The organism is Aeromonas sp. HMWF014 (genome assembly GCF_963878295.1).
In the GTDB taxonomy this organism is placed as follows: Bacteria; Pseudomonadota; Gammaproteobacteria; order Enterobacterales; family Aeromonadaceae; genus Aeromonas; species Aeromonas popoffii.
Window position 1 is genome coordinate 1 of record NZ_CAWNYS010000435.1, and the last position, 6904, is coordinate 6904.

General features: G+C 51.4%; 8 protein-coding genes. 7 read left to right on the forward strand and 1 reads right to left on the reverse strand.

From position 1 onward, the window contains the following. Positions 1–164: 164 nt before the first annotated feature. Positions 165–491, reverse strand: coding sequence for a helix-turn-helix domain-containing protein (locus AAC083_RS17260; protein WP_108537245.1), 327 nt, complete (start codon positions 489–491; stop codon positions 165–167). 129 nt (positions 492–620) lie between these two features. Here AAC083_RS17260 and AAC083_RS17265 point away from each other — a divergent pair, with 129 nt between their 5' ends. The 7 genes from AAC083_RS17265 (at position 621) to AAC083_RS17295 (ending at position 6107) form a co-directional block, all read left to right on the forward strand. After that, positions 621–857, forward strand: a complete 237-nt coding sequence (locus AAC083_RS17265; protein WP_108537246.1) for a hypothetical protein — start codon at positions 621–623, stop codon at positions 855–857. Continuing rightward, positions 844–2292 (forward strand): replication initiation factor domain-containing protein, encoded by a 1449-nt coding sequence (locus AAC083_RS17270; protein WP_108537247.1) that lies wholly within the window; start codon positions 844–846, stop codon positions 2290–2292. Before AAC083_RS17265 ends, AAC083_RS17270 begins: the two co-directional genes overlap by 14 nt. Positions 2293–2323: 31 nt before the next feature. Next, a complete protein-coding gene (locus AAC083_RS17275; RefSeq protein WP_108537248.1) occupies positions 2324–2677 on the forward strand; it encodes a hypothetical protein in 354 nt (117 codons plus the stop codon). 305 nt (positions 2678–2982) lie between these two features. Beyond that, entirely contained in the window at positions 2983–3207 is a 225-nt protein-coding gene (locus AAC083_RS17280; RefSeq protein ID WP_108537249.1) for a Flexible pilin, read from the forward strand. A 124-nt stretch (positions 3208–3331) separates the two neighbouring features. Further along, the gene (locus tag AAC083_RS17285) at positions 3332–4585 is read left to right on the forward strand and encodes a hypothetical protein (protein ID WP_146181718.1); all 1254 of its coding nucleotides are present in this window, start codon (positions 3332–3334) and stop codon (positions 4583–4585) included. Positions 4586–4589: 4 nt separating this feature from the next. Next, on the forward strand, positions 4590–4904 hold the full coding sequence (locus AAC083_RS17290) for a DUF2523 family protein (RefSeq protein WP_108537251.1): 315 nt from the start codon (positions 4590–4592) through the stop codon (positions 4902–4904). Further along, positions 4905–6107 (forward strand): zonular occludens toxin family protein, encoded by a 1203-nt coding sequence (locus AAC083_RS17295; protein WP_108537252.1) that lies wholly within the window; start codon positions 4905–4907, stop codon positions 6105–6107. Positions 6108–6904 lie beyond the last annotated feature (797 nt).

A 6904-nucleotide genomic window follows, 5' to 3' on the forward strand; every position in this document is an offset into this window, starting at 1 on the left:
GCGCATAATGTGACCAGTGGTTATGTTGAAGACTAGGCCCCCTGCCACAATCGAACAGGGCAGGGGGGCTTTGAGGTAGGAGGGATGTGGGGCAGCGTGCTGGCATCATCCAGACGCCCGAAAATCTTTAATATAACCCGTGTTATGCGCGACCTGGCGCCGAGCTATTCGCCTAGTTTTTCTGTGTGGGTGATGAGCATCCATCCCCTGATCAGTTTTCTGATAGCTACCTTATCTTCTTCGGGCAACTCTTCGATTGCCTTGGATAGGTAGCTCATTGTCTCCGTAGTTTCCCCGTAAACAATCTCATCAAGTGACACTCCTAGCGCTGTTGCGATCGGGATGAGCGTCTTTACCAGCGGATTTTCTTGTTCACCACTTTCGAGTCGGGACAGTTGCGATTTTGATATGCCGCATTTTTCGGCCAAGTCCTGCTGGCTCAATCCTGCCTGCTTGCGTATGCGTTTTATATTGTCGCCTATGTGCGTCATTTCGCGGCCTCTTGGTGTATGCCTGCTGATTTTACATCACATGGTTGCATGCGTGCGGACTCGGTTGTATGCTTGCCCACGTTGAGTTGTATGGATGCGCATTTTGCGAGCCATATCAGGGGGTAGGGAATGACCGTTTTTTCAGCCGTAGTTAAGCCAGAGCGCAATGTGTATTGGCAGCATGAGCCCACGGGCGAGGTTTCCGCCTGCGTTGCTGGTCAGGTTGAGTTCTTCCGCGATCTCCCCCAGCTCGGTCGTTATCTCTCACACACTTACCCAGATTTCGATTTTGTACCTGTCGAAGTCACCGAGGCCACTTGGCGCGGCTTCTATGATCAGGGGGTCTTCTTTGATGACTGGTCATAACGCCAAAACCAAGATCGATTTCCTGTCCTTCACCTTCACGCCGGAACCGCTCAAGCGTATCGCTGAGCTTGCAAAGCAGGGCTGTTTGCTCAAGGCCATTCCGCGCTTTGAGGTCAAATCCTCCGCGCTGTCTGCTGCCTTGCCTGAGCTTGCTGCCGGTAGCGCGGTGTATCGTCGTCCATCTGAGCCATTGTCGGAGCCAAAGAACCGCTATGAGGCTGCCGACCAGCATCTGAGGGCGCTTGCTTATCCCGAGCCGCTCTATTCCAAGCCCGAGCCGGAAAGCTCGGTCATCATTACTTCGTCCATGACGGAAGCCATGGAGATAGTCCTTGCATCCCAGTACAAGGCCCGTGCCGACATTAATCACGAGCTGAAATCAATCTGCTCTGCCTTGCTCGATTTTTCTGAGTTTGAGGTCAACCCAGACGGCAAATATTGGGACTCCTATAACGACTTGATCCACTCCTACGGGGTGCAGTTCCTCGATACCATTTGTTGCAATGAGCTGGAGCTATTCATTGAAGAGCTTAATTATCAAGTTGGCGTCCCGATCCCTGTGCCTCGCTTTTCTCTCCGCCATCGTCGCGGGGGCCTTCACGGCTACAGCTACAGTGGTGACATTCTCATTGATGGTATTGCTTGCGGGCTTGTCGCTTGGGGAGCTGCAAACCATGGCTGCATGGTTTCTTTTACTGGGGCAGGATGCGACGGACTTGATTTTGGGGCTCTTCATCGTGTCATTGCTATGGTGCCAGGTATCCGTATTACTCGAGTTGACCTCGCACTGGATGATTATTCAGGCTCGGTTATATCGTATCTCAAAGCAGTCGATGCGGCGGAATTAGGCCATTTCCATCCAGCTCGGGGCACTGCCCCAAAGTGGATGGCCATTCAAGCCGGCGAGTTTATCCCAGAGGTTCACGGCGGCTTGCGTAAGCGGTTTGGTATGATTGCCTCTTCCGGCTGCTCCTTCTATGTGGGCTCTCGTGCTAATGGCAAGTGCGCCCGCATTTATGAGAAGGGTAAGCAGATGGAATCTGCCGAATATCCCGACTGGGTGCGAGCCGAAGGCGAGTTGCACAGTAAGGACCGGATAATCCCGCTCGATGTGCTGGTAAACCCAGACCCTTATTTTGCTGGCATGTATCCCCAGTTTTCAAAATGGCTGGCTGAAGTATCAAAAGATGAAATCGAGCCGGTGCGTATCACCACATTTAAGAACAAGTTCAAGACCTGCCGCGATAATGCGGTAACAAATATGTCCAGAATGGCCGGTCGTTTGGTCAATTATCTAAAGAACGTGGAAGGGTTGGCGAGCGATTCTATTGTGCGCCAATTAATTGGGCAGTTAGGCCATGATGATATTCCGGCACGGCTTTTGATGCCGTTGCCACCTGAGCTAGATGAATTGTCGCTTTTTGAGCCCAACTGAACGGGCATTAACCCAAGTGGAGAGTAAATATATGTCCAAAATTACTGGCGTAATGGTGCTGTGTGTCACTCATGGCAAAGGTATTTCCCGCAAAGGCGCAACCCCCAAGCCCTATGACTTTGCAAACGTGCAATTCTTGGTGCCTGCCACCAATATTGATATGCCCGAGTGCCAAATCAGCAACTGGGGATTTGAGGCTAAAGAAATGCCGCTCAAGAACGACCCGCTCATTTTGGCTAATATTGCCAACTGCCCCAAGCTCCAGCCTATTTCGCTGCTGCTGGAAGCGGATCCACGTAACCCAGCCAGAAATATCGTTGCTGGCTTTGAGCTTGAAGGCGGGGCAAAACAGGACGATTTCGGTCCACTCCATAAAAAGCCTTAACTAATCCGGTGCCTGAGGAGGAGGAGCGAATACGTGCAGCGACCGACGATGAGGGCACCATATAAATGATTTGTGTTGAATTAACGTCCGAGGGGTATATCAGACAGGCCCCGCCGGAAACATGTTCTTACGTGCTCTTGACCGCTCAGGAGCACGCCACGTTAACGGATATATCGAGCTGGTTTCAGTTCGATGTAACCATAACATCGATAGCCTTTGGTTTCGGATTAACCATTTGGGTTATTGGTTTAAAACTGGGCGCCATTGCCCGTGTCATTGTTGGTGCAAAAAGAGGATAAATAAAAATGAAAAACGTATCAGGCTTGTTCCGTAATGGTTGTATTGCTGTTGTCGCTTCCCTGTCTGCCATGGGTGCTGCTCATGCTGCTGGTGAGGGTACTTCCGCCGCTGCCGGTGCTGCGCTCGATTCCGCGCTGTCAGATGTTCAGGCGACCTCTCCCAAGGTGATGATGGTGGTTGCTGCGGTTGTTGGTGTCGGCATCCTGATTAGCCTTATTCGCAAAGCCTAAGCCATGTCCCTGCTTATCGGGACGCTCTGGTTTTTGTTCTTTGTCGAGGGATGGAGAACATCCTTTTCAATCTAAGGCGGCTTCGGTCGCCTTTTTTCATATTGGGGGCTGTGTGCGCATAGGGTTGTTTTTATTTCTTTTTCCAATGATGGCTTACGCTGGTTGCCCTGTTGGCGCTCTAATGACTCATCTTTCTTCGTCTACGCCGCTGCCGCATTGTGTGAAAATGTCCCATTCTTCTTTGGGGGGCTGTTATGTAAATTGTCCAGGTGTGTGTGTTGATAATGGCGAGACTAAGGGGCCTATTCACTCTATGGGGATGGAGTGTACTCCAGGTGGTGGGGATGGTGGCTCCGATAATGACGGGGGTGGTGGTTCCGATAACGGCTCCGATAATGGCGGCGATGCCGGTGGGGATGATAACGGAACTGATACCGGTGGCAGTGATGGCAATAATTCGGGTAATGGGCCGATTGGTGGCCCAACCGATGGTATGTCCGTAGGCCGTGTAACCCCCATGTTAGTCGGGGATAAGTCTGTTGCCGATATAGCGCCCGGATTTAATGCTATCCTTGCTGATTTGTGGCTGATTAAGCATGCCGCTACTCGCACTGAAGATTCTGCTAGGGGTATTTTTGAGAATTCAATAAAAATGCAGCAGGATATATCTCGCATAGTCCATAGCTCGGGTACTTTGTCGAATATATTCTCCCAAAGCACGGGTGAGAGTAATTATTATCTTAAGTCTATTCTTGACAAGGTTAATTCAAACACTGGAAATACTGGCGGCACTACTGGTGGTGGTGATACCGAAACCGGTGATGACTTTGATCAGCAGTCGCTTTTTCGTGTGCTTGAGGCCATTAACGACAATATAAGTCGTACGGGGGGTGCTACCGCCACAAACTCCGGTGACTTATTGCAGGCGTTTTATTCCCTTCAGCAACAGCTAGCATCGGGTGATGCTGGCGGTTCACAACAAGGTGGCGGTGAGGGTGCGGGTGGCGCTGATATTGATTATTCTAAAATGCCGGGCTCTGAGTCCACGCCGCTTTCAGTTCGTAGCGCGTCCTATGATTCAAAGGGTTGTGAAGGTGGCGCCAATTGCTTTTTTGATTTGGCTACCATGCAGGGTAAGTTAGATGAGGCGAATAATGCTCTCACTGGGAGCTATAAAGCGATTAGCGATGATATGAAGCGGATATTCTCATTTAATTTTTATGGGTCTGCTGAGCCCATGAAGTGTTTGGACTTGTTTAGTTTGTATGGCAAGGATTATTCGGTTTGCCCGCCCTCTTCTGATTTTTGGTCAACGTTGGCGGCGTTAATGATGTTTATTTTTTACTTCGTGGCATTGATGGTTATTTTTAAGAGGTGATGACATGGAATGGTTGAACGAGTTTTTCGGGGCGTTTTTTAACGACATATATAATTTGGCAGTCCAGTTTAGTGCATGGATTGTGGTGCGGCTTGCGCTTCAGTGGGTGGAGTTCAAGTTGTTTATGTTGAATTTTACTTGGGATGTGGCTAAGCAGGTGTTGCTTAATATTGAATTTAGCGCAATGTTGTCCTCCTCTTTTAATTTATTGCCTACTGAGTTGCGGGGGATGTTGCTTTACCTTCACTTTGATAAAGGTTTGGCGATACTTTCTCAGGCGTTCGTTACCCGCTTCATGCTCAATATGATGGGGTGGTAAATGTCTATCAAGATCCACCACGGCGCCCCCGGCTCTTACAAGTCGTCAGGGGCCATTCATACCGATGTGCTGCCCGCAATTAAAGCTGGTCGCCACATCATCACCAATGTGCGCGGCTTCACGGCTGAGCGCTGCAAAGAGGTGATGGGCAAGGCGGTCCCTGATGGCTTTCAGGTGACGTATGTCGAAACCGAATCCCAGCAGGGCAGGGATCATCTGGCTCGTTTTTACCACTGGGCACCCAAGGGCGCATTTTTTCTGGTTGATGAGGTGCAACGGGTCTTTCCGCCATCATGGCGCCAAAGCGATTTAGACCGTCTAGCTTACCCAGGTGGCACGGAGCAGGCCAAGCGGGATGGCAGGCCGGAAACAATCGACGTGGCCTTTGATATGCACCGTCACCATAACTGGGATTTCGTTTTCACCACGCCGAATATCAGCAAGGTCCATTCCGTTGTTCGAGCCCCTGCTGAAACCGCCATTCGTCATACGAATATGGCCGTGCTGGGCATTGGTGGCCGATACAAGACCGTTCTCCACCTGTCGGATAACTCCGGCACGTCTGCCTCTCATGTTTTGCAAGCCAAGCCATTCAACAAGGTGCCCAAGTATGTTTTCAAGCTTTATGACTCAACTACAACCGGTAAAGTCTCAGATACAGCAGCGGGCAGCTCGATATTACGAGACCCTAAAATACTGTTTTTTCTGGGTCTTATGGGATTCTGTCTCTACTTTGGTTTCATCAAGCCTGAGTATATTGATGCTCCTGCTAAGGCCGCTAAAAGTGCTGCTGCCGCTTTTCCGGTTTCTGGGGCGGTGGGTGATACGCCCGCTGATGGGGTACGCCCTAGCGGCGTTCCTGCTGCGTCTGGTGGCGGGGTTCTTTCTGTAGGGCCTTTCGCGGGGTATCGGTTAATCATTACTTGCCATGTTTTGGTGAAGGATCATCGGGGCGAGTATCACGTTGAGTATTGCTTCTCGCTGCGTAAAGGCGATGACCTGCAGGCCTTGCATACTGATGACTGGCCGGACGAACTCGCTCGTGTGGATCCAATGAGTGCATGTCATGCCGTGGTGAGGTATCAAGGTCAGCCAGTGGACGTATATTGCGACCCTGATGGCGATACTTTGCGCCGAAAATTCAACGCCCAGCTCTTTGCGGATACCAAGGGGGGAGGGAAGCCAAGTGATGACCGAACATGAATAGACTCAACCGCGCCACTCGGTTATTTATGTTAAATAGGACTCTCAAGGCTACCAAGGACAGGGGCGGTAGCCCCTACAAGCCGCCCTCTGCTGCCCATTTTTGCCTCTACCGTCTCTTTGCCTGTGGTGAGCTGTGCGAGCCACTGATACACCCCTTTGGTTTCGTCGACCCCAATCCCCGCAGGGGATGTAAGCGCAACCCTCGCACTCACCCCGAGTCAATGCAGTCTCCTAGCGCGACTCACAACGCGATAGCGTTGGCTCTGCTGCTTCTCGTTCATGGCATCACCCCCTTTCCCTGCTAAACCGGTCTTTAATGCCCCAGTTCTAGCGACCAGCCGAAGGCTATAGGGCGCGGCTGGTAACTGCCTAATCCTCCTGTCGTAGACAAGCCCATGCCAAGCTCTTACGCCTTGTCAGTGCGTCTTTTCGGGCTGTTGCTGTTCAAGCCCCCCGGGTAGTAATACGGGGGGAATTCTTCCTCTTACCCTTTGCCTTTCTTTTGGGGATCTTTTCCTTGAGTCCTCCATGGTGGGGCCATACGGGCAACCTCTCGGCCTAGTCCCACTCGGGCGAGTGTTTAGAGCAGGGGCCCTCACACTAAAGCGCGGGGGGCGCAGCCTCCAGCTTTCGCGGCGCAACGCGCCGACATATGGCTTTTCTATCAACCCAGCAAAACCGGCTTGGATCCAACGCTTCATCGGCTGATGCCGATATATGTACTTATCGGCATCAAACAACCAAGGGGCCTACCGGCCCTTTGCCTTACCCCCAAGCCTGACCGCGCATAATGT

What these genes read in the sequence shown, in the direction of transcription:
- AAC083_RS17280 (WP_108537249.1), top strand. Translation starts at nt 2,983, where the DNA reads ATGAAAAACGTATCAGGCTTGTTCCGTAATGGTTGTATTGCTGTTGTC.
- AAC083_RS17270 (WP_108537247.1), top strand. Translation starts at nt 844, where the DNA reads ATGACTGGTCATAACGCCAAAACCAAGATCGATTTCCTGTCCTTCACC.
- AAC083_RS17265 (WP_108537246.1), top strand. Translation starts at nt 621, where the DNA reads ATGACCGTTTTTTCAGCCGTAGTTAAGCCAGAGCGCAATGTGTATTGG.
- AAC083_RS17295 (WP_108537252.1), top strand. Translation starts at nt 4,905, where the DNA reads ATGTCTATCAAGATCCACCACGGCGCCCCCGGCTCTTACAAGTCGTCA.
- AAC083_RS17290 (WP_108537251.1), top strand. Translation starts at nt 4,590, where the DNA reads ATGGAATGGTTGAACGAGTTTTTCGGGGCGTTTTTTAACGACATATAT.
- AAC083_RS17275 (WP_108537248.1), top strand. Translation starts at nt 2,324, where the DNA reads ATGTCCAAAATTACTGGCGTAATGGTGCTGTGTGTCACTCATGGCAAA.
- AAC083_RS17260 (WP_108537245.1), bottom strand. Translation starts at nt 491, where the DNA reads ATGACGCACATAGGCGACAATATAAAACGCATACGCAAGCAGGCAGGA.